The sequence below is a fragment of the Lysinibacillus sp. NPDC093216 genome, assembly GCF_050280325.1.
Classification (GTDB): domain Bacteria; phylum Bacillota; class Bacilli; order Bacillales_A; family Planococcaceae; genus Lysinibacillus.
Genome location: NZ_JBNNVB010000005.1, coordinates 119734 through 143194 on the forward strand (window position 1 = coordinate 119734; position 23461 = coordinate 143194).

A 23461-nucleotide genomic window follows, 5' to 3' on the forward strand; every position below is an offset into this window, starting at 1 on the left:
AAATCAATGTTTTAAAATTGATTTCTCGCGCTTTTTAAAGTTTCGATAGCTAAGACCAAGCCTCTTTTTAATAATTATACTCGTCAACAGAACCAAGTACAAACCCTAATATTCCAAATAAGAGCATTATTACTACATATACAGCGATTGCAATCAGCCCCCATATTAAAGCGGATTTAGCTGCTTTAGGCTTTTCATCTTTCCATACAAAGTACATAATAATCCCTAAGAGCGGTACACAACAAAAAGAAAGGATGTTAATAGCTATATTTGGTTTATCCTCGGGGTTTGTATTATTTACACGAACACCACATTTTGGACAAATTTCTGCTTGTGCCGCAATTTCTTCATTACAGTGTGGACAAAACATATTAAATTATACCTCCTAAAATTAAAAGAATTCCCATTTTCCTACTGTTTTTCCTTCATTGTTTTTTTTCCCGATTAAATAAGCATCAATTAAAATGGGTAAACCAACAAAAATGAATCCTAAAGGAAAAGGAATGAAAAAAATAATTATTGTAGATATAAATAAGCAAAGAAATCCCTTCCCCATTTGATTATTAATGATTTGGCCTACACCAGGTATTAGAAATGTAAGTAATGCAGGAACTAATGGATGAGTACCCTTTGGAGATTTTTTTAAAATAATACCGCATGAAGTACACATTTCTTGTAAAGCATTTAATTCATTCCCACAATTCTGGCAGTAATTATGTACTTTGAATTTTCTAACACCACAATTTGGGCAAATTTCTGCCTGTTCTGATAGATTGGATGCACAATAGGTACAAAACATTTTCAGTCTCCTTAGTTAAAAATTAATGAACCAATATATTCTCCTTTTTTATAGAGATAAATAGTTAGATTCCAAAATAAGAGAGCGGCGTGTAAAATCATAAAAACAATACCTATTCCACCGAGTATTCCTGTTACTAATCGCCGATAGTTAGTACTAAGCCATTTATTAAATAATTGTCCCGTTCCGTCTATAATCATAGGAATTGTTAAAATAAGAGCATAAAAAAAAGGTAAAACTTTAAATAACGCCAATATAATGCCAATTACATATCCAATACAAATTCCTGTGCAACGTGCGCAAATCGGAAATTGAACACCTCTATAAAAAAAAGATCGGCTTGGTAATCTATGGCAAAGGAACAAAAATTGAAAATATCGATTCACGAAATCACCTATTTAATCAAGTTTTTCAATAAAAGGAAACAACGAATATAATATACTATAAAAAGGAATATTGGAATGATAAAAATTAATTTTAACATAATTTAGTATGAAATGGTATAAAATGATTGAATAGATAGGGATTTATTCCTATGGAAAATTTCCTGGATTTATCAAGAAGAATGTTTAAAATAAGTTCCTTTTTTTGGAGGGATATCATATAATATTATAAACCGACAGTCGGTCTACTGGTGTGGTATCTCATTCTATTTGAAAGGTATAAAAGTCACCATGTTGACTTCTTGGGAACCGTTATGTATCATTTGGTAAACATGGTGACTAAATAGAGAGGTGCTACATATGGATTTAAATCTTTTATTGAAGGAATTGCATTTTATGCAGCAAAGTTATGCGACATTGTTTTCAGTTGTCAATAAAGTTCAAATAAGAGGAGATGAATATTTAGAGGTATTAACTTCGAGACAGCATATGGCTCTTATTGCCATTGCCCATTTACCAGTAGAAAATACAACGCTCGTAAATATCGCTAAAAAGCTTGGGACAACTAAGCAAACTGCGAATAAGTTAATAACGAGTCTTGTGAAAAAAGGATATGTCCAAACGATACCAAGTAAATTAGATAAAAGATCGATCAATGTCGAGATTACTTCAGAGGGAAAAAAAGCTTTGATTGTTTGTTCGGAGAAGTCTACTTACTTTTTAGCAGATATCTTTAAAGACTTTAAAACTGAGGAAATTGAAACATTGTGGAAGTTATTGCAAAAACTTTACCGTTTTGATGGTGAGGAACTAGATGGGTATGAAGAAACGGTAAATATGGAGATTGAGGAACCAGAACGGATTTCGGACTTCCAAGAGCGAGTTTTAACTGAGTTATTAAAACGACGATATGGAGATGAAGAACGCCATGATTAAAGGAGATACACCATTTTTTTATCCTCAAAAAGCAAAAGATACTAAGCAGAAGTTAACAGAAAAAGTTTATCTTATGAAACGTAAAATAAAGAAATCTGCGTATGAGGTTAAGGAAAAATTTTATCGGATTTCAAAAATTAGTCGTACTGGAAATTATGTATCCATTATCGTGGGGTTCTTATTGCTAATAATGTCTTGGAGTACGCAAATGGAGTGGCTCATTTGGTTAAGTACGATAAGTATTTTTAGTAATGTCTTTCTTCTTACAATACAATTTCTACACTTTCAAAAGGGTCATGAATGTTAAAGGAAGGGGTCTAATGAATGGAATCACAGATTAATAGAAAAGGCTTTTCAACAGATTTTAACCTTATGGTGATTGGGCAAATTATTTCTATTTTAGGGTCTGCGCTTTTAAGGTTTGCCTTATCACTTTATGTACTAGATATTACAGGACGTGCAGATCTTTTTGCAGTACTATTTGCGATATCGAGTGTCCCGATTTTACTAGCACCTCTTGGAGGAGCAATAGCTGATAGGTTTAATCGACGCAATTTGATGGTGATTTTCGATTTTACGAGTAGCATAATTGTGTTTAGTTTCTTCGCAATGCTAGCGATTGGTAATAGTTCCGTTTGGCTTATTGGTGTTGTGATGGTACTGCTTTCCTTTGTTAGTGCTATGTATGCACCTGCAGTGATGGCAAGTATTCCAGTACTTGTAGAAGAGGAAAAGCTTGAGCAAGCAAATGGAATTGTCAATGGTATTCAATCATTGTCTAATGTAGCTGCTCCTGTATTAGGTGGAATACTGTACGGTATGATTGGCTTAAAAGTACTTGTCTTGGCAAGTGGTGTGTTCTTTTTCCTTTCTGCCATATTAGAAATGTTTATTCATATACCATTTATCCGACGAGAGAAGAGCGGACATATTATTCCGACGCTTGTAAATGATTTGAAAGAGGGCTTTAGCTATGTAGTGAAGAAATCTTTTATATTCAAATGTATGATTTTAGCGGCATTATTAAATTTATTATTAACACCGTTGTTTGTCGTGGGGGTACCGATTATTCTCCGTGTTACAATGCAAAGTAGTGATACTCTGTATGGTGTAGGGATGGGGCTAATCGATTTTGCTACAATTTTAGGAGCTTTATCTATGGGATACTTTGCGAAAAAAATGGGTATCAATAATTTATACTTTTGGGTGTTTATCACCGCTTTATTGATTGTTCCAATGGCTCTAGCAGTTACGCCACTCATGCTTCATCTAGGTTTCTATCCGTCTTATACTTTATTTGTTTGTAGTGCGCTTATCATCGCTATGATTCTGACCGTTATTTCAATATATGTTATTACACTTGTACAAAAAGAAACGCCTAATGAAAACTTAGGGAAGGTCATGGCTATTATCATTGCCGTTTCACAATGTATGGCACCAATTGGGCAAATATTGTATGGTTTATTATTTGAAGCGTTTAGTGTTAAAGTCTACGTTCCTATTTTAATGATTAGTATGGCCATGGTAGTGATGGCAATTGTAACAAAGAGAATTTTACGATTTGAAAAGAGCGAGGTAGCAGAATGATTGAAAAGAAATCTGCTACTCTATGTTTTACTCTTCAATAATTCTAAACAAAATTAAATACTGACGATCATTTTCAAATGATTAACCTTTGAGTCCCTTAAAGCACAGCAAAAGGGGCTCTTTTTTATAGATAAAAAAATAGGTGTATTGCTTTGAGGAAATATAGGCTTATTATTGACCGATTAAAGGATCTTTTTGTTGATATTTTACTTATGTGTACCTATTTTTAGTTGATTGTAGCGGAAATCAGCGTATTCTAATCAATTTAAAAGTGGATAAAAATGGTTACTTTAAACCCCTAATAATATATTGATATGGTAAATAATACTTGACCTTCAAGTTGGTTGAAGGTTTACATTGGAGTTAAGAGAGGTGTGATGATTTGAAAAAATATATGACAATTCAAGAATTCTCTGAAAGAACAGGTATAGCCAAAAGTACATTACGATTTTATGAAACTAAAAATTTACTGTTACCGGAGGAAAGAAGTTCAAATGGCTATCGAGTTTATGCGGATAGTCAAATTGCAACTGTAAAGTTAATATCCACTTTGCGATTAGCAGATGTACCTATACATGAAATTCAAAATTATTTACACGAGCAGGATGAAACGACTCGCCAGGAAATGATGAAAACGTGGATTCAAAATATGAAACAAAAACGAGAACTGTTGGATATTAGCTTACGCTATTTAGAAAGTGACCCCATTCGAGATGATATCTATTTGATTGATAAAAATGATGAAAAAATTATTTGGTATACAGCTCAATCCACAACGGGTAAATTTGGAGCTCATTTTGAAAACAGAGCAAATGAATTAAAACAATTAAATATTAGCATTAAAAGTTATTATTTAAATTATTTATCAGGCCAAGATGTAATCAAAGCTCAAATTGGCTTTGGTGTTCCAGCAAATACAAACATAAATGATATAGCTGAAAGTGATTTTATTGAACATATGCCTTCTTGTATATGTCTGGCATTGCCATTTAAAGAACAAATGTCAACGATCAAGGATGGATACGTTAAATTACTTCAATACGCGCTTCAACATAAATGGGTACCGACACGCTCCATTCTTGAGTGGTATCGAGGTGATGATTTTACTCAACTAGATTTATTGTTACCTGTTATACAAATTGAGTAGGGATAAAAGGACTGGGGATAGTTTGAGGGAGGAGCAATATGAAACGATTCATCCGCTTTTGTATGAAAAATGCTTTAACAATGATATTAGTAATACCTCTTATTATTGTAGGAGGAATTTATTCATTACAAACATTACATAGTGAGAAGTACCCGAATATTGATATTCCATATTTAACAGTAGTTATTCCTTATCAAGGAGCTTCACCTGAACAAGCGATGAATGATATAGGGGAGCAAATGGAAAGGGAATTTAAGAAGCTAGAAGGGAGAAAAAATGTTTATACAAACGGTGTAGCCAATGCCGTATATTCAACTATTGAATTTGAAATGACAATGAATATGAAGGAAGCGGAGCAGCTCGTAAGGAGAAGTGTAGATAAATTACAGTTGCCTAAATTTGCAGGGGAACCGAGGTATGAATTAACTAAACCTGGTGGAAACCCAATAATTTTCTCAATGGGTATATATGCTTCAGATAAAAATGACGAAGTTGAAACTTATGTAAAGAATACTATAATTCCACAACTTTCTGTAATAGAAGGTATAAGTGATATAGAAATTAGTGGAACAACGGAAAAGTTTGTCATTATTCGACTCCTGCCACATCAATTGATGACAAGAGAAATTTCTTTTAACGATGTTCGAGAAGTTATTTTGGCAAATAATCTTTCAACGCCGACTGGAGACATCTCCATTTCAAATGAAGTATTGCCAGTACGAATAAATAGCGAGCTAAAATCTATTGAGGACATTAAAGACATAAAGCTTTTTACTAAAGAAGTAAATTCGCAAAATATTACAACCACGAATTTAGGCGAAATAGCTGAAATTTCATATAAAAGTGATTACACAAACAATATGACACGCATTAACGGAAAACCTGGCGTAAGTTTCAGCATTATCCCTGAAGGTGGTGCTAATACAGTAGCAATCGTTGATCAAGTGAAAAAAGAAATAAATAATTTAGCTATTCCAGAAGATTATAAAGTCGAAATCTTACGTGATCAATCCATCGAAATTAATCAATCGGTCCATTCAATGCTACGTGAAGTATTTTTAGGGGCATTAATGACAATCATCATCACCTTATTATTTTTAAAAAATATCCGTTCGACCATTATTGCCGTCATTTCCATTCCGGTCTCAATTTTTGCATCTTTTCTTTTGTTGAAAGCAATGGGATATACATTAAATATTATGACACTTGCTGGTATTGCTGTAGCAGTTGGGCGAGTTGTAGATGATTCAATTGTCGTCATTGAAAATATATTTAGAAGAGTAAGAGCTTCAAAAGAAAGAAATGTAGAATTAATAGAGCAGGCTACAAGTGAAGTAGCATCTGCGATTACTTCCTCAACGATCACAACAGTTGCTGTTTTCTTACCACTTGCCTTTGTGCCAGGAATTGTAGGAGGTTTTTTTAAGCCACTTGCATGGACTATTGTTATTTCATTGTTGATTTCATTAATTGTTGCTGTAACCGTTGTTCCAATATTGTCCAAGATCTTTTTATTAAAAATTACGCCTAAAGAATCAAGTGAAAATAGACTTCAAACTTGGTATCGCAACAGTTTGACTTGGGTTTTACATCATCGTTTAGTTACTCTAACCATCGCAATATTAATTTTGATAGGTTCTATTTTCATTATTGCACCGAGGCTAGGGACAACCTTCTTGCCACAAGAGAAAGTGAATGATTTCAAGGTCGACATCACAATGGCAAAAGGAACTGCTCCAATGAAAACAGCTGATGTCGTAAGTAGAGTAGAAAATATATTATTAGATCGAAAGGACATCAACCTTATAAATACTAATATTGACGGACACTCTGGAAGTTCGACGATTTCATTCGTTGTCAATGATTCTGTTGGAAATTTGACCGACTATGTAAATGACGTTCGCCTACAATTAACAACGATCTCTGAACCAGAGGAAATGACAGTATCAGGTATCGGTGGAATTATAGGAGGGGAAGAAAGCAGATACACCCTAGTTGTAAACGGGGCGGATTTTGAGGATATTAAAAAAGCAAGTGAGCAGATTACAACGGCTTTAAAAGAAGTACAAGGGATGAAGGATGTGACAACATCTTTAGAAGGAGAAGTACCTGAAATCGTTTTCGATTTGGATGATAAAAAACTTGCTGCAAAAGGATTAACTCCAGCTATAGTTGCACAAAGCCTTCGAACACTCATTAATGGTGATGTAGTAACGACCATGAGACTTGAAGAGGAAACGAGAGAAGTGAACCTAGGTTTGAAAATGGATGAGGTTACATCTCTTAAAGATTTAGGACAGCTCCAAATCAGTAATGCAATGGGAATGCCTGTCTTTCTTCATGAAATAGGAGAACTGAAGAGGGTTAATAATGTAACTTCAATTACTCATCTAAATGGCAATGAATATATCATGGTGTATGGAACTATTACTGATGAAAAAGTAGGAGATGTAACTGCAAAAGCAGATAAGGTAATTAATAACTTACGGCTTCCTGAAAATATTAGCTATTATAAGGAAGGTGTATCTGCATCGATGGATGATGGTTTCAAAGATTTGTCGATTGCCATAGCAATTAGTGTTATCTTAGTTTATTTGGTTATGGTTTTTACCTTCAAAGAAGGAAAAGCACCGTTTGTTATCTTGTTCGCTATTCCATTTTCTATTATAGGTGCATTAATTGGACTTTATATTATGAAGGAACCAATCGGTATGCCAGCAATGATCGGTTTACTAATGCTAAATGGAATTGTCGTAACGAATGCTATCGTTCTAGTTGATAAGGTGAAGCAATTTGAAAGATGTGGAATGACCAAGCAAAAAGCTTTAATTGAAGCAGGGGTCGTACGTATTCGCCCAATTTTGATGACTGCAATTGCAACAATGGGTGCATTAATCCCGATGGCTATTTCGAATGAAACTGGGATGATATCGAAGTCTCTTTCTGTTGTAGTTATAGGAGGGCTATCTACTTCTACTTTTTTAACATTGTTTATCGTACCTATTCTTTATAGTCTATTTAAAAAGAATTAAAATCATAGAGAGGTAGGGACATAAGTATATTTTCAAGAAAAGAATTTCTTTACATCAGAAAAGCGCGAGAAATCAATGTTTCTAAAATTGATTTCTCGCGCTTTTTAAGAGTTGCCCAGTTTTGTCCCAGCCTTTTTAACATTAGTACCATCTTCTCCGACGCCTAACAGGTATCCTTTGCCGAGGCAGAGACTCAGCAGACGGGAAGATTGGTTGAGGGATGCTTTCAATATCAGAACGAACAATTTGGTGTTCCGGGGGTTCTACTTTTGAAAAAGTGATATTTTGAGTATTGTTCAAGAGTGGAGAAGATAGCTGATTATATTCCACATTGTCTTCTAAATGAGTTGTTTCAGTAGAGTGAGTAGTGTTTTGAGTACTAGTTAAGAGAGGGATAGTTTGCGGAGTATATTCTATTTCGTCTTCTAAATACGTTGTTTGCATTGAAGCTTGAGAGTATTCAGTTGGCGTGATGTGTGCAGTAGTGTTCAAGAGTGGTACAGTGTGCTCATTATTGCCCATAACAATAGTAGAGTCGTCATGATGCTGTTCTTGCGAATGCTCTATTTCATGTTGGATTTCAGCATGTGGCTCTTGCACAGGGTGAACATCCTCCATGACAAGTATTGGTCGCATCATGTCATGATCTTCATGCTCTAGGAAATGGCAATGCCACATATAATGACCGGCATGATCTTTCCAATGCATAATAATTTTCGTAACTTTCCCTGCTTCCGCTTTTACAGTATCCTTCCAACCTTGCTCATAGTTATGCGGTTTTTCAGGGGGACCTGTAAATTCCAGTCTACCTTCATTTTGATATAGCTCCATATCGAAAGGGCGTCGTTCTAGTATTTTAAATTGAATTAAATGTAGATGAATAGGGTGAACAAACTGCGTGGCATTGATAAAATTCCAAATCTCTATACTATCAAGTGCAGGCTTTTCGGTAGTAGGATCATGATACATACGATTATTTAATAATAACATTGGTCGACCAAAATCGTCTGTCGTAGCAGTTAATGGTAAGTGTCTCTCGATATGTGCATCGTGTGAATGTAAATCCATTGATACTGCGAGTCTTTCTGGTATTTCACTAGCATCCTCACATTTTAGAGGAAGACACACGTTAAACTGCATGATTACTCGTGTATGTTCATCAATGAAATCTTCATCAGAATTGACTAACGTTATTTCCTGACCTTCACATGATGAAAAATCGACAATAACATCTGTTCGTTCTGCCGGCAATAATTCTACAGATTGAATTTCTTGAGGGGCTGTTAAAAAGCCTCCGTCTGTTCCGATTTGTATCATAGGCTCATCGTTTGAAAGGCTAATGACATAACCTCTTCTATTGGAACCATTGAGAAAACGAAATCTATACTTACGAGGCTCGACATTTAAATAAGGCCAGACCTTGCCGTTTACAACGATGGTATTACCAACAAAACCAGGTGTAATAGATGGATGAACGGGAACTGGAAATGGTGGTTCATCAGGATAGAAAAGTGAGCCGTCTTCATTAAACGATTTATCTTGTATTAAGATAGGATACTCATAGTCACCACAAGGTAGGTTAGAACGCTCCTCAAGCGAATCTCGAAGTAAATAAAAACCGGCTAATCCAGCATACACATTTAAACGAGTTAGCGCCATTGCATGATCATGATACCACAGTGTTGTGCCTGGTTGATGATTAGTATATTCATGTATTTCTTTATTGAACTTTGGACCTGTTTGCGCATAATCTCTTGTATACCATGCATCGGGATGGCCGTCACTCTCCCAATCTACATTTGCGCCATGTAAATGTGTAACAGTTCTTACTTCCTTTGAATCGTTTGCCACATGAAGTGAAAAATCAACGGGTAAAAAGTGGTTTAAGGGCAATTGATTTTTATATCTAACATAAATGCTTTTGTCTTTTGTAGCCTCAATTGTCGGTCCGGGATAAAGCCCGTTATAGCCCCATATGATTGATTTTGGGAAATCTTTATGGAAAGAATGCTCTGCTTGCATCATTTTAAGTTCATAATAGTTTTTTCTCTGTTGACCTTTATAATATTTAGGTTTAGCGGTAACCGGTTTTGGCAGCTCATCCACAAATTTAGGTATTGTTGCTGGATCTGTAGGATTAACTTCTTTAGTCAAAACATCACGTCCCTTTTCAATTCTTAAAATTGCTCATTACCTTATCATATGGGTAAAAACAATAGGCAACTAGGACAATAATGGAGATAATTGTACTTAATAAAAAAATATCTACATTTAACTGTGCTATTTGTGAATTATTATAGGTTTTTTAGTGGCAAATTTTACTTCCTCTTTGCAATTGTGAATAGGAATTTTTAAATTGAAAGGGTTATTATTTTTATGGGTTGCACTAAAAAGAAAAAAATTACTACCCGAATCATTTGAAAACGTTATTCTATCAACGTACAATATATGAAATTAAGAAACACGACAGCACAAAATTGTTGTATAATGTTGTGGTATGAGGAAAGAAAGCAGGTTGACAAAAATGGAAAGCAAAATGAATGTATACGCAGTTATAAACATACAAAAGCATCAGGCATTGGGGTTAAAGAATATGCTAGATGTGAAACATAAGGTGAATATATGAAAAACTGGTTGATTTTCATTTCTGTCTTTATGGTTTCGTTGTCACTTGTCATTAGTATTTTAGTACTCTGGAAAGCCGAGGCTCCATTCCATTCAATTGAAGATCAGGCTGAACAGTTGGCACTCGATGCCAAAGCCCTCGCAATTGTCTCGGAGTCTTACACATATAATGGCAAACATTCGTATGTCACTGTGTTCGGGGTAGATGAATATGGTGATAAAAAAGCTGTCTTTGTTCCGACGAATCTAAAAGCTGATTCTATTAAGGAAGTACTTTTAAAAGATGGTATTACGGAAAAGCAGGCATTATCGGTTTTGAAAAAAGAAGGCAATGTACAAAAAGTCCTTAATATCAAATTAGGCTATGAGGAGCCAGGTGCTGTTTGGGAAATTACATACCTAAACGATCACGATAAGCTCAACTATGTCTATATTATGTTTAAGGACGGCGACTGGTGGAAGCGCATTACGAATTTATAAGAGGAGTAGATCCCGTATGAAAAATTTATTAGCAAACCGTGTAAAAACTTTAACACCTTCTTCAACTTTAGCAATTACTGCGAAAGCAAAGGAATTAAAAGAGCAAGGTATTGATGTTATTGGTCTAGGTGCTGGTGAGCCTGACTTCAACACGCCACAAAATATTTTAAATGCTGCTATTGACTCGATGGAAAAAGGTTTAACAAAATATACACCTGCTGGCGGTCTTCCAGTACTTAAGAAAGCGATTATCGATAAACTTCAACGCGACAACAATCTTACATACAAGCCGAATGAAGTAATTGTAGGTGTTGGAGCAAAACATATTCTTTATACTTTATTCCAAGTTATTTTAAACGAGGGCGATGAAGTTATTATTCCAATTCCTTATTGGGTATCTTATCCTGAGCAAGTAAAATTAGCAGGCGGTGTACCTGTTTATGTGGAAGGCACACGTGAGCAAGGCTATAAAATTACTGCGGATCAATTAAGAGCTGCTGTGACAGATAAAACAAAAGCAGTTATTATTAACTCTCCTAGCAACCCATCAGGTATGATTTATTCTCGTGAAGAGATTGCTGAAATTGCTGCTGTTGCAGAAGAAAAAGATATTTTAATCGTGTCAGATGAAATTTATGAGAAGCTTGTATACAATGGTATTGAGCATTTTTCAATTGCACAGCTATCTGATGCAGTGAAAGCACGTACAATCGTTGTAAATGGTGTTGCAAAATCTCACTCTATGACAGGTTGGCGTATCGGGTATGCTGCAGGGGATGCGGACATTATTAAATCAATGACCGATCTTGCATCACACTCTACATCAAATGCAACAACAACTGCACAATATGCAACAGTGGAAGCGTATAATGGACCACAAGACGCTGTAGAAGAAATGCGTCAAGCATTCGAATCTCGTCTTGAAAAAATTTATCCACAGGTAAGTGCAATTCCTGGCTTCAACGTTTTAAAACCTCAGGGTGCATTCTATTTATTACCAGATGTAGCGGAAGCTATGGCTCATACTGGCTATGATTCAGTAGATGCATTCGCTTCGGATATTTTAACGGAAGCAAACGTAGCAGTGATTCCAGGTTCTGGATTTGGTGCACCAACTACAATGCGATTATCTTATGCTACATCTTTAGACTTATTAGAAGAGGCAGTCCGTCGAATTGATACATTTGTAAAATCAAAATGGCAAGACTAATCCTTTTAACCAACTTTGGAGGATTTCTATGAAAAAAATTATGATTCAAGATATGCCAAAGCATATCGGCGAAACAATCAAGCTAGGTGCTTGGTTAGCGAACAAACGATCAAGTGGTAAAATTGCCTTTTTACAACTACGTGATGGTTCTGGCTTTGTACAGGGCGTTGTTGTAAAAGAAGAAGTAGGCGAAGAAATTTTTGCCATTGCAAAAGGTATGTCCCAAGAAACTTCTATGTACATTACAGGAGAGGTTAAAGCAGATGAGCGTTCAAGCTTTGGTTGTGAGCTTGTTGTAACTGGTATTGAAGTGCTTCACGCTGCAACAGATTTTCCGATTACGCCAAAAGAACACGGTCCTGAGTTTTTAATGGATAACCGTCACTTATGGCTACGTTCTCGTAAGCAACATGCGATCATGAAAATCCGTAACGAAATTATTCGTGCAACTTATGAGTTTCTTAACAACACTAGCTTTACAAAAATGGACCCGCCAATTTTAACTGGATCATCTCCTGAAGGTACTTCTGAGTTATTCCATACAAAATATTTTGATGAAGATGCATTCCTTTCACAATCTGGTCAGCTTTACTTGGAAGCGGCTGCGATGGCTTTAGGTAAAGTGTTCTCATTCGGCCCAACATTCCGTGCTGAAAAATCTAAAACACGTCGTCACTTAATCGAGTTTTGGATGATTGAGCTGGAAATGGCGTTTGTTGAATTTGAAGAAAACTTAGAAATGCAAGAACAATACGTGGAGCATATCGTGCAATCAGTTCTGGCAAATTGCAAATTAGATTTAGAGCGTCTTGGCCGTGATACATCTAAACTTGAAAATATTAAAGCACCATTCCCTCGTATTTCTTATGACGATGCCATTAACTTATTACATGAACAAGGATTTGACGATATTGAATGGGGCGATGATTTCGGTGCACCACATGAAACAGCAATTGCTAATTCATATGACAAACCTGTATTCATCACATGCTACCCAGTAGGCATTAAGCCGTTCTACATGCAACCACATCCTGACCGCGATGATGTAGTATTATGTGCAGATTTAATTGCACCAGAAGGTTATGGTGAAATAATTGGTGGTTCTGAGCGTATCCATGACTTTGATTTATTAAAATCTCGTCTTGAAGAACATCATTTATCTTTAGATGCTTATGCATGGTATTTAGAGTTACGTAAACAAGGCTCTGTGCCACATTCAGGCTTCGGTCTTGGATTAGAACGTACAGTAGCATGGATTTCTGGCACGGAGCATATTCGTGAAACAATCCCATTCCCACGTTTATTAAACCGCTTATACCCTTAAGCAATTTAGGTTTTGAAAGTGCAAAATTAAAAAAGTCGCGTAGTGATATGTCTACGCGGCTTTTCTACTTACGATGGAAAAGGAGTCAAGTATAATATGAGCGCAAATAATAATCGACTCCGTACATGGACTGAGCAGAGAATGATTCAAATTCCTCAGCTTTTTTTTCAGTTTTATAAGGAGTTAAATATTGAGGATGATGAGGCACTTATTGTTATGCATTTACTTGCATTCAATATAGAGGGGAATGATTTTCCAACGCCTAATGATCTAATGAATCGTCTAACAATGCCTAGCAATGACATTACTTCACGTCTACAGCGATTAATGCAAAAAGGTTTCCTAGAAATAACAAGCGACGTCGATGCAAGTGGCAAACTATATGAAAAATACTCGGTATACCCACTGTGGGAGCGTATTATGCAGATAATTGAAATGAAGGAACATCAAAAATCCGCAACATCACTTCGACAAGAAGAGGGGGAGGTTTTCCGATTATTTGAAGAGGAAATGGGGCGTCTTTTATCTCCTTTAGAGCTAGAAAAAATCGGATTTTGGTTAGATGAGGATAAGCACAGTCCGGCGCTTATTAAGGAGGCGCTTAAGGAGGCTGTGTTTGCTGGCAAGCTAAGTATTCGTTATATAGATCGAATATTACTGGAGTGGAAAAAGAAAAATATTTCGACACCACAGGCTGCACAGAAGCAAAGCGAGCAGTTCCGTGAAAAACAAACATTTAACCGACCGCCAGTCCGAACAGTGCAGCAAGAAACGCAGTCGACAAATAAAGTACCATTTTATAATTGGTTAGAAGAAAGAGAATAGGGGGCTTCCAACATGTTAACAAAAAAACAATGGGAGCATTGTCTAGCGGAAATGGATCGTATGTTTCCTGATGCACATTGTGAGTTAGTACATGACAATCCGTTTGAACTAACTATTGCCACGTTATTATCGGCACAGTGTACAGATGTACTTGTAAACAAAGTAACGAAAACATTGTTTCAAAAATATAAAAAGCCGGAAGATTACTTAGCTGTATCTTTAGAAGAGCTGCAACAGGACATTCGCTCCATTGGTTTGTATCGAAATAAGGCAAAGAATATTCAAGCATTATGTCAAAGGCTATTAGAGGAATACGAGGGAGAAATACCTGCAAGTCGAGAAGCGCTAGTCACATTGCCTGGAGTTGGTCGTAAGACGGCTAATGTCGTGTTGTCTGTTGCTTTTGAAATTCCTGCCCTTGCAGTGGATACACATGTAGAGCGCGTCTCTAAACGATTAGGGCTATGTCGCTGGAAGGATTCAGTGCTTGAAGTCGAAGAAACAATTATGAAAAAAACACCGATGGACAAGTGGTCGAAAACACATCATCAACTAATTTTCTTCGGTCGTTATCATTGTAAAGCTCAAAACCCTAACTGTCACACTTGCCCTTTACTTAATGACTGTAGAGAAGGGCAAAAGCGTTTAAAGAAAGGGTTGGTGAAGGAAGCGTGAATGTAGAGGCACTTGAAAAGGAAAAAGTAGATGCCTGGTTTGCAGAGTGGGTGGAACTCGAAGGCAAAATTCATGCAGCTCATGATGCAAGAAATGGTGAAGCAAAAGGATTGATGGACATGGCCATTCTATTGTTTGAACGCTTAGTGCAAGAAGTAGGGGATGAAGTGTTGCCTATTAACGGTGTCGAACGATTAACCTTTATAAAAGCAAAGCCTGGCCAATATGCCTGTTATCGTCAGCTCGATGAATTATTTAAGGAAACAAAAAAACGAGCAGCACGGCTACGCTTGCAGGCTGCAAAAAAGTAATACAACAAATAAACACAGAAATATAAAAAGAGGCTGGTACATAACTGGTCAAAACCTTAAAAGCGCGAGAAATCAATTAATGTTGAATTTCTCGCGCTTTTCTGTGGTCAAAGTGTTGAGCCATTTCCACAGTCTATCGCTACGTTTTCGCGCAAAAAAAAGTAACTTTTGAAGTTTCAAATTATCACTAGCCATGCCAAAGAAACATTCTATGTGATGTGGTTGATTGGAGTGGAGGCTGGGCGACTCCTTGGGGATTAGCAATAGGGGAACGAAGGCTAAAACCATCACGTACTGTGATAACGCCTTCGTGACCAACATCGGTGCTGCTGCCGCTTCGCTTTCGCGCAAAAAACATCTGTTGGCCCGAGACCCTGGAGCGAAGCGGCTCATCGGACGCCCCCAGGAAGCTTTGCTCTGTGCGAAAGCGAAGCGTCAGCGACAAAGCGCCCAGGCCGGAACGGAAATCAACCTCTCGTTTTGCCGAAGAGTCATACTTTATTATGACACTTTGACTTATAGACATATAGTTTTCCAACAACAAAAAAGCAGAGTAGCGTTATGCTACTCTGCTTTTTTTTATTCAGTACTACCGGTACCATCATCCGGTGCGGTTGGTTCAGTTGGCGTTGTTGGTGGCTTACTACCATTATTGTTGCCATTGTTACCTGGGGGGGTACCGTTATTTCCTGTATTACCGTTGTTACCATTCCCACCAGCGTTACCATTCCCACCAGTGTTACCATTCCCACCAGTGTTAGCATTGCCATTATCATTACCATTGTTGCTGTTATTGCCATTGTTACCATTTCCGTTACCATTGTGGTTACCGTTGTCCCCGTTGTTGCCATTTTGATCAGGTGCTGTTGGCTCCTCAACATCAGGTTGATCCGGAGTATCTGGCTCTTTATCTTTATCTTTATCTTCTTCATCAGTCGTACCGGTTACTTGGAAGGTAGCTGTACCTGGTTTACTGCGTGTACCATCAACAACTGCTACGACAGAAATCGTGTAATTGCCATCTTCCAGTTGTTTGCTACTAACTGTTAAGCCTTTTTTATCCGTTTTACCAAGAGAAATAGTCTCTCCACCTTCTCGTTTAGCAGATACCTCGAAGGTAGTTGGTAGTGGTTCATCTGTTTCCGGATTAAGCATGGCATCATGCTCCCAAGAAATATTGATAGATTGACCTTCTATATCAAGGCTTGCACTTACATTGTAAGGTGTAGATAGTTCTGGCACTGCGTATTCATTTGAAACTTCCTTAGGCTCTGTACCACGTACAAATAGCTCTGTTTGACGTTTCTCACTTGGAGTGAAATTACTTGCTAATTTAAGTGGCTTTGTGCCTACTTCAATTGTAGCTTCCACAACTGAGTTTGGTTTTTTGAAACGTGGTGTTTCAACGTTCGCCGAAATCTCTTTCATAATTTGTTTAAATAAATGTTGTGGTAAACGACGTTCATCCCAAGTTGTAATAGGATCAAAGTGTCCTTCATAACCACTCCAAATAGCGATTGAATAGTTTGTAGTGTACCCAGCAAACCATGAATCCGGTACACTTGTATCCGGTAAATTATGCTTGCTAAAATCAGCAGCTGCGTAGTTTGTTGTACCTGTTTTACCTGCGATATCTAATCCAGGTACATTTGCTGCAGTACCTGATGCATCAGGCTTATTGCCGACAACGTCACGTAACATATCAGTCACCATATAAGCTGTATAATCACTCATTGCTACATTTGGCTCTGGTGTGTAGTCTTTTGTTGTTTTACCGTCACGGTAAACGATTTTTGTAATTGCATAAGGATCAGTGTAAACACCGTTATTCCCAAATGCTGCAAAGGAAGCTGCCATTTGAGTAGGAGACATTGTAATATCCCCACCACCAATTGCATCTGATTCCATAACGCTTTCAGTATTAATACCTAAACGACTAGCAAAATCTTTAGCTTTATCAGGACCGACTTCTTTAAATGCTTTAACAGCCGGAACGTTGCGTGAAGCATACAAAGCTTTACGTGCTGTTATTGCACCCATATATTTATTATCCCAGTTCCTGATCGTTTGTTTTCCTCCTGAGTAGGTCATAGGTTCATCTACAATTGTTTGACCAGTTGACCATTTTAAATTTTCAACTGCTGGTCCATAATCTAGTAATGGCTTCATAGTTGAACCTGGTTGATGTTTTAAGTCATATGCATAGTTCCAACCGCGTTCAGTCCCATAATTGCGTCCGCCACCGATTGCTTGAATTTGACCAGTTTTCGTATCAATGACTGACACACCCGATTGAATCTCTTTTGTTGGGAAGTTACTGTCATCGTTCATAATGTTTTCAACAATTTGTTGTGCTTTTGGATCAAGTGTTGTATATACTTTAATTCCTTCAGCCATTGCACTACCATCACCGTTTTGCTCTAGCTCATTTATAACGACATCAAGGAAGGCATCGTATTTAGAGCCAGAAAATTTTTGACGTGTTGCATCGTCAGCTAGGCCAGCTTGAACGTCTACTTTCTTAGCTTCTTCCATCTGAGCTTTTGTAATTTTACCATGTTGATACATTAATCCTAGAACTGTATTACGACGTTTTTCTGCAAGTTCAGGATTTTTCAATGGATTGTAAGCATTTGGACGTTGTACTAAACCTGCAAGTAATGCTTCTTCATCTAAAGTTAAATCTTTTAGTTCTTTACCATAGAAATATTGGGCTGCTGTACCGAAGCCATAAACACGACCTGACATCAGCATTTTGTTAAAGTACATTTCAAAAATTTCTTCTTTTGTATATTTACGTTCTAATTGGAAGGAAAGCCAAGCTTCCTGTGCCTTACGTTTTAATTTTTTTTCATTTTGTAAAAATGAGTTTTTAACAACTTGTTGTGTTAATGTCGAAGCCCCTTGTGCCCCGAAGCCATCACGGAAGTTAGCGAGTATTGCACCACCAAGGCGATAAAAATCCATACCACCGTGTTCGAAAAAGCGTACATCTTCCGTTGCAAGGATCGCGTTAATCATATCCTGTGGTATATCTTCATATTTTACATATTTACGGTTTTCTGCACCAATCGTTGCAAATAAATCACCGTTTTTATCATAGAATTCTGAGGAAACTGGGTCCTTCAGTAAGTTCTCATCTAGTTCAGGTGCGCTACTTGCATAATAGGCGAATAACCCCGCACCTCCAATAAAACATGCAGCTATAACAGCTACTATTGTTAATGTAATGCGCTTAAACCATTTTTTCTTCGATGGTTTCGGAGCGCTTTTTTTATTTTTTTGAGCGAGAGCCTTTTGATGCTCACCGCGTGTCGGACGACGTTCAGTCATTCTACTATCTCCTCACTTTCAGAACCATGGCTTTTTGCTTCAATTAGCTTTTGGACAATCGGTAAATAATCGATCCGTGGATAATAGCTTGTAGGAATTTCAAAAGCTTCCTTTTCTATAGTTGAAAAGGGAATCGATTTACGTTCACCGTTTTCCATCGCTAGCCAGGCCTTTTGTAAAACATCGTATGGCACGATAAAATATCGTTCAAAAGCTGAGAAACGAACGATAATAAAAGCCACACCATTTTGTTCCGTCACTTGCTGCATATGTGTCATTTGATGTACGTGAATATTCTTTAGTGGAAAACTGGTCTTTGAAGCAGTTTCCTTTGCATCAAAATCAATATAATGCCCATTCCAAACACCATTGTAATCTGTTGTCGACGGTGTCCGGAAATAAGCCTCACGAATAACTGCAGCACTTCGTGATGGGTACTCTACTTTGACGATTTGCACGGGAACAGGTTTCTTATGAATGATAGCAAGTCGCCTTTTTACATAATAATCGTTTGCTTCATTAATTTCATCTTCTAGTGTTTTCCCTCGATTACTAAAAGAAAAATCCTTGTCCTTTCCCTTTTTGGCTGTTTTTTGAACAGTTGGATTAGGGGAATATAATTTCCCATTCGGATAACGAATTGTCACGTAGTTCACCCTCTATAATACTGCTATTATACAATAGTTTACCATGATTAAGTAGCAGTTCTCCACTTCTATTAATAGTATGATTGATGCTAGATTAACTATGGTTTAAATTACCATTAAATAACTGATCTTTGGGCAATTTTCGCCTCTTAAAGTCGAAAAATATCATGTGATATAACCCGCGAATCGTCAAATTAACTGATGAAATTTCCAAACGAATTTATAGAAAAAACTGGTCTCTACGTTAGTTTCTATACTTGATAGACGATTTTGAAGACTACGAAAATAGACTAGTTCAATTAAATTTTATCGAAATACTTCTTCTTTCAGCTAACTTACGCTTATTTTGTCACGCATGAAGGTAATTTTATACATGCGAGGAATACATAAATTAAAGCAAAGGAGGCGTTATTTTGAACAAGTTAAAACAATTAGTTGCGCAGTTGGATCTGGTCAATCAATTACTGTTAACGAGAGTGTCTTTGGAAAACAACGCACAGAGCATGAATTTTTTTATGCAGCTCAAATCTGTTAGCCAGAAAGTAAGCTTAGCAGAAAAGAACTGGCAAGTAAAGAATGCTTGTTCGCCTATTAGTAGTGAAAAATGATAGACTTTGGTACACTTAACTCATATGCAATATAAATAACCCAATATGAGTATTTTTCATACATTATCTACCACGATGAGTGGTGTACCTTGAATAGGACTCATCACCAAAAGCTAGGGATGTCATTTTCTTGAAAGATATGCCATTTATATGGGCTGATTGGTGTGAAGACTGGGTAACGCTCTAGTCACTGGTGAGGCCAGAGAACGAGTCAGTGGTGGGGACAAAGGCTAAAAGCATTACGTCCTGTGCTAACTCTTTTGTGGTCAACATTGTACGCTGTCGTTGCACTTTCGCACAGTCGAAACGGAAATGCATCTCAAGTTAAGGTGATGAGCCAAGCTTTAAAACATCATTGGTAGTAAAATTACTCATATAATATAAATTATTTTGTAGACTAAGATAGAACGAATTTTAAAATAGTAGGTTCGCTGCTTTCATGTAAATGCAGATGAATCTTCATTTTAAGGATGGTTACCTAAATAAGATAAAATTTTAAGGTTCATCACCAAAAGTTGTGTTGAAACGTGTGACATGTAATAGGTTAAGGCTTGAAGGACCTCAGTTGTTGCTGTCGCTCCGCTTTCGCACAGAAGAACCCCCTTTGTTGCTGTCGCTCCGCTTTCGCACAGAAGAACCCCCTTTGTTGCTGTCGCTCCGCTTTCGCACAGAAGAACCCCTTTTGTTCCTAAGCGACTTATTGGACGCCTTCAGGAAAGTGCGCAGTCGGAACGGAGTCAACCCTACTTTATGGTGATGAACCTTCATTAATGAGATGAGGTGCGAAATTGTTGTTAATGCAGCAAACTTCCCAATTGATAGATGAATGTGAAAAATGTGTTTCACGCTTTTGGAAAATGCGTGAGGAGAATCGTACTCCTGACTTTTTTGTGGAGGTTAAGCCACACGCTGATGTCATTCACCAGCTTTTAAAGGAATGGCAGCAGGAGGCGAATGAGTGGATTCAAAAAAATAAGCCAAAATATATGCATACACAGCAAATTGCTTCAGCAGTGGAATCGATGGAGCAATTTGTTGTGCAATCCTTTTTTAAAGAAACAAGTAAAAAGCGTTTTTTAGATGCGATTCATTCAACCTCTTATACGTTAAAAATTTTTGAAAGGCTAGTGAAGGAGAGAGAAACAGATGTTATCGAAAAAAAGGACCATTAGTGAACTATTAAACGAGTGGAGATATGATGAGGAGTTAAAGGAACGTATTTTACACTGGCAAACGCTTGAAGGGCGTGAAGCTAAATATGCACCTTTTCCAGAGAATTTACATCCTTCACTTGTAAAGGCTCTCCGTACAAGAGGGATAGAACAACTGTATACCCATCAACGCCAGGCGTTTGATTACGCGATGGAGGGTGTTTCCTTTACTGCCGTTACACCAACAGCGTCTGGAAAATCATATTGCTACCATTTACCGGTACTACAAAAAATATTAGAAGATAAAAATTCACGCGCGATTTATTTATTTCCAACGAAAGCTTTAGCGCAGGATCAGAAAAATGACCTAAATGAACTAATCGAACAAAGCGGTGAGGAAATTTTAAGCTATACGTACGATGGGGATACCGCGCCTGGCATTCGCCAAAAGGTTCGTAAGGCAGGGCATATTGTGATGACAAATCCTGATATGCTTCATTCGGGGATTTTGCCACATCATACGAAATGGGTTTCGCTATTTGAAAATTTACAGTATATCGTCATTGATGAGTTGCATACATATAAAGGTGTGTTTGGCTCGCATGTTGCGCACGTTATTCGAAGATTAAAGCGTATTTGTGAGTTTTATGGCAGTAAGCCGATTTTCATTTGTACATCAGCAACCATTAAAAATCCAAAAGAGTTAGCAGAAGCTTTAACGAATGAAAGCCATGCCTTAATCAGCGATTCTGGAGCGCCAGTTGGGAAAAAGACATTTCTTTTTTATAATCCACCTATCGTCCATAAAACATTTGGCGTGCGTCGAAGTGCTGTTTTAGAGGTGAGCGATCTCGCGAAAAGATTATATACAGCAGGTATTCAAACCATTATTTTTGCTAAAAGTCGTGTGCGAGTAGAAATGATTGTAACGTATTTAAAGGAGCTTACACGCAATAAGCTTTTAGATGAATCGGTGCGAGGTTATCGGGGTGGTTATTTACCATCTGAGCGACGTGTTATTGAACGAGGGCTTCGTGATGGTACTATTCAAACTGTGGTTAGTACAAATGCGCTGGAATTAGGCGTTGATATTGGCCAATTACAAGCTTGTATCATGACAGGATACCCGGGAAATATCGCTAGTGCTTGGCAGCAAGCTGGTCGTGCTGGCCGTCGTCAGGACGAGGCGCTAATCATTTATGTAGCACAATCGGCAGCACTTGACCAGTACGTAGTGAACCATCCACTTTTTTTACTTGGCAGTGCACCAGAGGAAGCGCGTATTTATCCTGAAAATATGTTGATTTTAATGGATCATTTGAAATGTGCAGCGTTTGAGCTACCATTTTCCGTACATGATACGTATGGTGAATATGAGATTCAGGAGTTACTGGAATATTTATCGGAAGAAGGCGTTGTTTTTAAAACGAGTGAGAAGTGGCATTGGATGAGTGACCGTTTCCCGGCACATGACATTAGTCTTCGTTCTGCTTCACAAGAAAATGTTGTGATCATTGATATGACTGTTGCTGCACAAACAAAAGTTATCGGTGAAATGGATCGCCATAGTGCGATGACATTGCTACATGAAGAGGCTATTTATTTGCATCAGGGCATTCAATTTCAAGTCGAAAAGCTAGATTGGGAAGAAAAGAAAGCCTTTGTACGAGAAGTAGATGTCGATTACTATACTGACGCTAATTTAGCGGTCGAGATGAAGGTGCTAGAGGAAGATCGGAGCCGAGATTATCAGGGTGGAGTTATTGGCTTCGGAGATGTTGGCTTAGTCGCGCAGGCAACGATATTTAAAAAAATTCGCTTTGGTACACACGATAATATTGGTTCTGGCCCTATTCATTTACCACCAGATGAAATGCACACAAGCTCTTCGTGGCTATCATTCTCTGCGCTAGAAAAATGGTCGGAGGCGGAGCTAACAGATGCTATGACAGGAGTTGCATATGCGATGAATGCGTTCATACCTTTGTTTATTCAATGTGATAGTAGTGATGTAGCAGTTGTTCCACAGGTAAAGGAAACTCATAATGAGCAACCGACGTTTTTTGTTTATGATAAGTATCCTGGTGGTATTGGTCTAAGTGAAAAAGTTTATGAACTGTGGGAAGAGCTATTATCGAGAACACAGCACCATGTAGTGAGCTGTGCTTGTGAGTCTGGCTGTCCATCTTGTATTGGGGCTCAAGATAGCTTGCAGCAGGGGAAGAAAAAAGTAATAGAGCTGCTTCAAATTTTAAATTAGAGTACAAAGAGGGTTTGATAGGGAAAAGTCTAATACTATTCCTTTAAGCCCTCTTCTTTCATGCGTATAAGTTTACGGTTGCTCTATTTGTAGCGAAAAATATACTCTCGATTATCAGAAAAAGATTT

Annotated in this window: 21 protein-coding genes; 14 read left to right on the forward strand and 7 right to left on the reverse strand. The window is 37.4% G+C overall.

Annotation, left to right across the window (positions count from 1 at the left end):
• Positions 1 to 67: 67 nt before the first annotated feature.
• Genes ACQKOG_RS08235 through ACQKOG_RS08245 form a run of 3 tightly spaced genes read right to left on the reverse strand, consistent with a single transcriptional unit; the run spans position 68 to position 1185 of the window.
• The gene (locus ACQKOG_RS08235) at positions 68 to 370 is read right to left on the reverse strand and encodes a zinc-ribbon domain-containing protein (protein ID WP_370082242.1); all 303 of its coding nucleotides are present in this window, start codon (positions 368 to 370) and stop codon (positions 68 to 70) included.
• A 21-nt stretch (positions 371 to 391) separates the two neighbouring features.
• Entirely contained in the window at positions 392 to 799 is a 408-nt protein-coding gene (locus ACQKOG_RS08240) for a zinc ribbon domain-containing protein (protein ID WP_370082240.1), read from the reverse strand.
• Positions 800 to 810: 11 nt separating this feature from the next.
• Complete coding sequence (locus tag ACQKOG_RS08245) at positions 811 to 1185, reverse strand: DUF2085 domain-containing protein (protein ID WP_370082238.1); 375 nt, start codon at positions 1183 to 1185, stop codon at positions 811 to 813.
• Positions 1186 to 1542: 357 nt separating this feature from the next.
• On the opposite strand from ACQKOG_RS08245, the gene ACQKOG_RS08250 reads away from it, so the two are divergent.
• From ACQKOG_RS08250 to ACQKOG_RS08270, 5 genes are all read left to right on the forward strand, one after another.
• Positions 1543 to 2118 (forward strand): MarR family winged helix-turn-helix transcriptional regulator, encoded by a 576-nt coding sequence (locus ACQKOG_RS08250; protein WP_402868891.1) that lies wholly within the window; start codon positions 1543 to 1545, stop codon positions 2116 to 2118.
• The gene (locus tag ACQKOG_RS08255; protein ID WP_370082234.1) at positions 2111 to 2425 is read left to right on the forward strand and encodes a YtxH domain-containing protein; all 315 of its coding nucleotides are present in this window, start codon (positions 2111 to 2113) and stop codon (positions 2423 to 2425) included. The genes ACQKOG_RS08250 and ACQKOG_RS08255 overlap by 8 nt, the downstream gene beginning before the upstream one ends.
• A gap of 17 nt (positions 2426 to 2442) precedes the next feature.
• Complete coding sequence (locus tag ACQKOG_RS08260; RefSeq protein ID WP_427445942.1) at positions 2443 to 3705, forward strand: MFS transporter; 1263 nt, start codon at positions 2443 to 2445, stop codon at positions 3703 to 3705.
• Between the two features lie 382 nt (positions 3706 to 4087).
• Positions 4088 to 4852, forward strand: a complete 765-nt coding sequence (locus ACQKOG_RS08265) for a MerR family transcriptional regulator (RefSeq protein WP_427445944.1) — start codon at positions 4088 to 4090, stop codon at positions 4850 to 4852.
• A gap of 38 nt (positions 4853 to 4890) precedes the next feature.
• A complete protein-coding gene (locus ACQKOG_RS08270) occupies positions 4891 to 7884 on the forward strand; it encodes an efflux RND transporter permease subunit (protein WP_427445946.1) in 2994 nt (997 codons plus the stop codon).
• 141 nt (positions 7885 to 8025) lie between these two features.
• Here the strand turns inward: ACQKOG_RS08270 and ACQKOG_RS08275 are convergent, their stop codons facing one another.
• Positions 8026 to 10038 carry a multicopper oxidase family protein gene (locus ACQKOG_RS08275; RefSeq protein WP_370082226.1) on the reverse strand — a complete coding sequence of 671 codons (2013 nt, stop codon included), beginning with the start codon at positions 10036 to 10038 and terminating at the stop codon, positions 8026 to 8028.
• A 468-nt stretch (positions 10039 to 10506) separates the two neighbouring features.
• On the opposite strand from ACQKOG_RS08275, the gene ACQKOG_RS08280 reads away from it, so the two are divergent.
• The 6 genes from ACQKOG_RS08280 (at position 10507) to ACQKOG_RS08305 (ending at position 15334) form a co-directional block, all read left to right on the forward strand.
• Positions 10507 to 10989, forward strand: a complete 483-nt coding sequence (locus ACQKOG_RS08280) for a DUF5590 domain-containing protein (RefSeq protein ID WP_370082224.1) — start codon at positions 10507 to 10509, stop codon at positions 10987 to 10989.
• Between the two features lie 16 nt (positions 10990 to 11005).
• Positions 11006 to 12199: a pyridoxal phosphate-dependent aminotransferase gene (locus ACQKOG_RS08285; RefSeq protein WP_370082222.1), complete on the forward strand. Its 1194-nt coding sequence runs from the start codon at positions 11006 to 11008 to the stop codon at positions 12197 to 12199.
• 28 nt (positions 12200 to 12227) lie between these two features.
• A complete protein-coding gene (asnS, locus tag ACQKOG_RS08290; protein ID WP_402868898.1) occupies positions 12228 to 13523 on the forward strand; it encodes an asparagine--tRNA ligase in 1296 nt (431 codons plus the stop codon).
• Between the two features lie 96 nt (positions 13524 to 13619).
• The gene (locus ACQKOG_RS08295; protein ID WP_402868900.1) at positions 13620 to 14348 is read left to right on the forward strand and encodes a DnaD domain-containing protein; all 729 of its coding nucleotides are present in this window, start codon (positions 13620 to 13622) and stop codon (positions 14346 to 14348) included.
• A gap of 12 nt (positions 14349 to 14360) precedes the next feature.
• Positions 14361 to 15023: an endonuclease III gene (gene nth, locus ACQKOG_RS08300; protein WP_370082216.1), complete on the forward strand. Its 663-nt coding sequence runs from the start codon at positions 14361 to 14363 to the stop codon at positions 15021 to 15023.
• A complete protein-coding gene (locus ACQKOG_RS08305; protein WP_370082214.1) occupies positions 15020 to 15334 on the forward strand; it encodes a YpoC family protein in 315 nt (104 codons plus the stop codon). Before nth ends, ACQKOG_RS08305 begins: the two co-directional genes overlap by 4 nt.
• A 72-nt stretch (positions 15335 to 15406) precedes the next feature.
• On the opposite strand, the gene ACQKOG_RS08310 is transcribed toward ACQKOG_RS08305, so the two are convergent.
• The 3 genes from ACQKOG_RS08310 to recU all read right to left on the reverse strand — a co-directional run bounded on the left by ACQKOG_RS08310 (position 15407) and on the right by recU (position 19314).
• Positions 15407 to 15727 (reverse strand): hypothetical protein, encoded by a 321-nt coding sequence (locus tag ACQKOG_RS08310; protein WP_427445951.1) that lies wholly within the window; start codon positions 15725 to 15727, stop codon positions 15407 to 15409.
• Positions 15728 to 15913: 186 nt separating this feature from the next.
• On the reverse strand, positions 15914 to 18667 hold the full coding sequence (locus ACQKOG_RS08315; protein ID WP_402868902.1) for a PBP1A family penicillin-binding protein: 2754 nt from the start codon (positions 18665 to 18667) through the stop codon (positions 15914 to 15916).
• The gene (recU, locus tag ACQKOG_RS08320; RefSeq protein ID WP_370082210.1) at positions 18664 to 19314 is read right to left on the reverse strand and encodes a Holliday junction resolvase RecU; all 651 of its coding nucleotides are present in this window, start codon (positions 19312 to 19314) and stop codon (positions 18664 to 18666) included. The genes ACQKOG_RS08315 and recU overlap by 4 nt, the downstream gene beginning before the upstream one ends.
• Positions 19315 to 19727: 413 nt before the next feature.
• On the opposite strand from recU, the gene ACQKOG_RS08325 reads away from it, so the two are divergent.
• From ACQKOG_RS08325 to ACQKOG_RS08335, 3 genes are all read left to right on the forward strand, one after another.
• On the forward strand, positions 19728 to 19922 hold the full coding sequence (locus ACQKOG_RS08325) for a hypothetical protein (protein ID WP_053482465.1): 195 nt from the start codon (positions 19728 to 19730) through the stop codon (positions 19920 to 19922).
• A gap of 797 nt (positions 19923 to 20719) precedes the next feature.
• On the forward strand, positions 20720 to 21094 hold the full coding sequence (locus ACQKOG_RS08330) for a YppE family protein (protein ID WP_402868933.1): 375 nt from the start codon (positions 20720 to 20722) through the stop codon (positions 21092 to 21094).
• Positions 21069 to 23333, forward strand: a complete 2265-nt coding sequence (locus ACQKOG_RS08335; protein ID WP_427445954.1) for a DEAD/DEAH box helicase — start codon at positions 21069 to 21071, stop codon at positions 23331 to 23333. Before ACQKOG_RS08330 ends, ACQKOG_RS08335 begins: the two co-directional genes overlap by 26 nt.
• Positions 23334 to 23461: the final 128 nt, after the last annotated feature.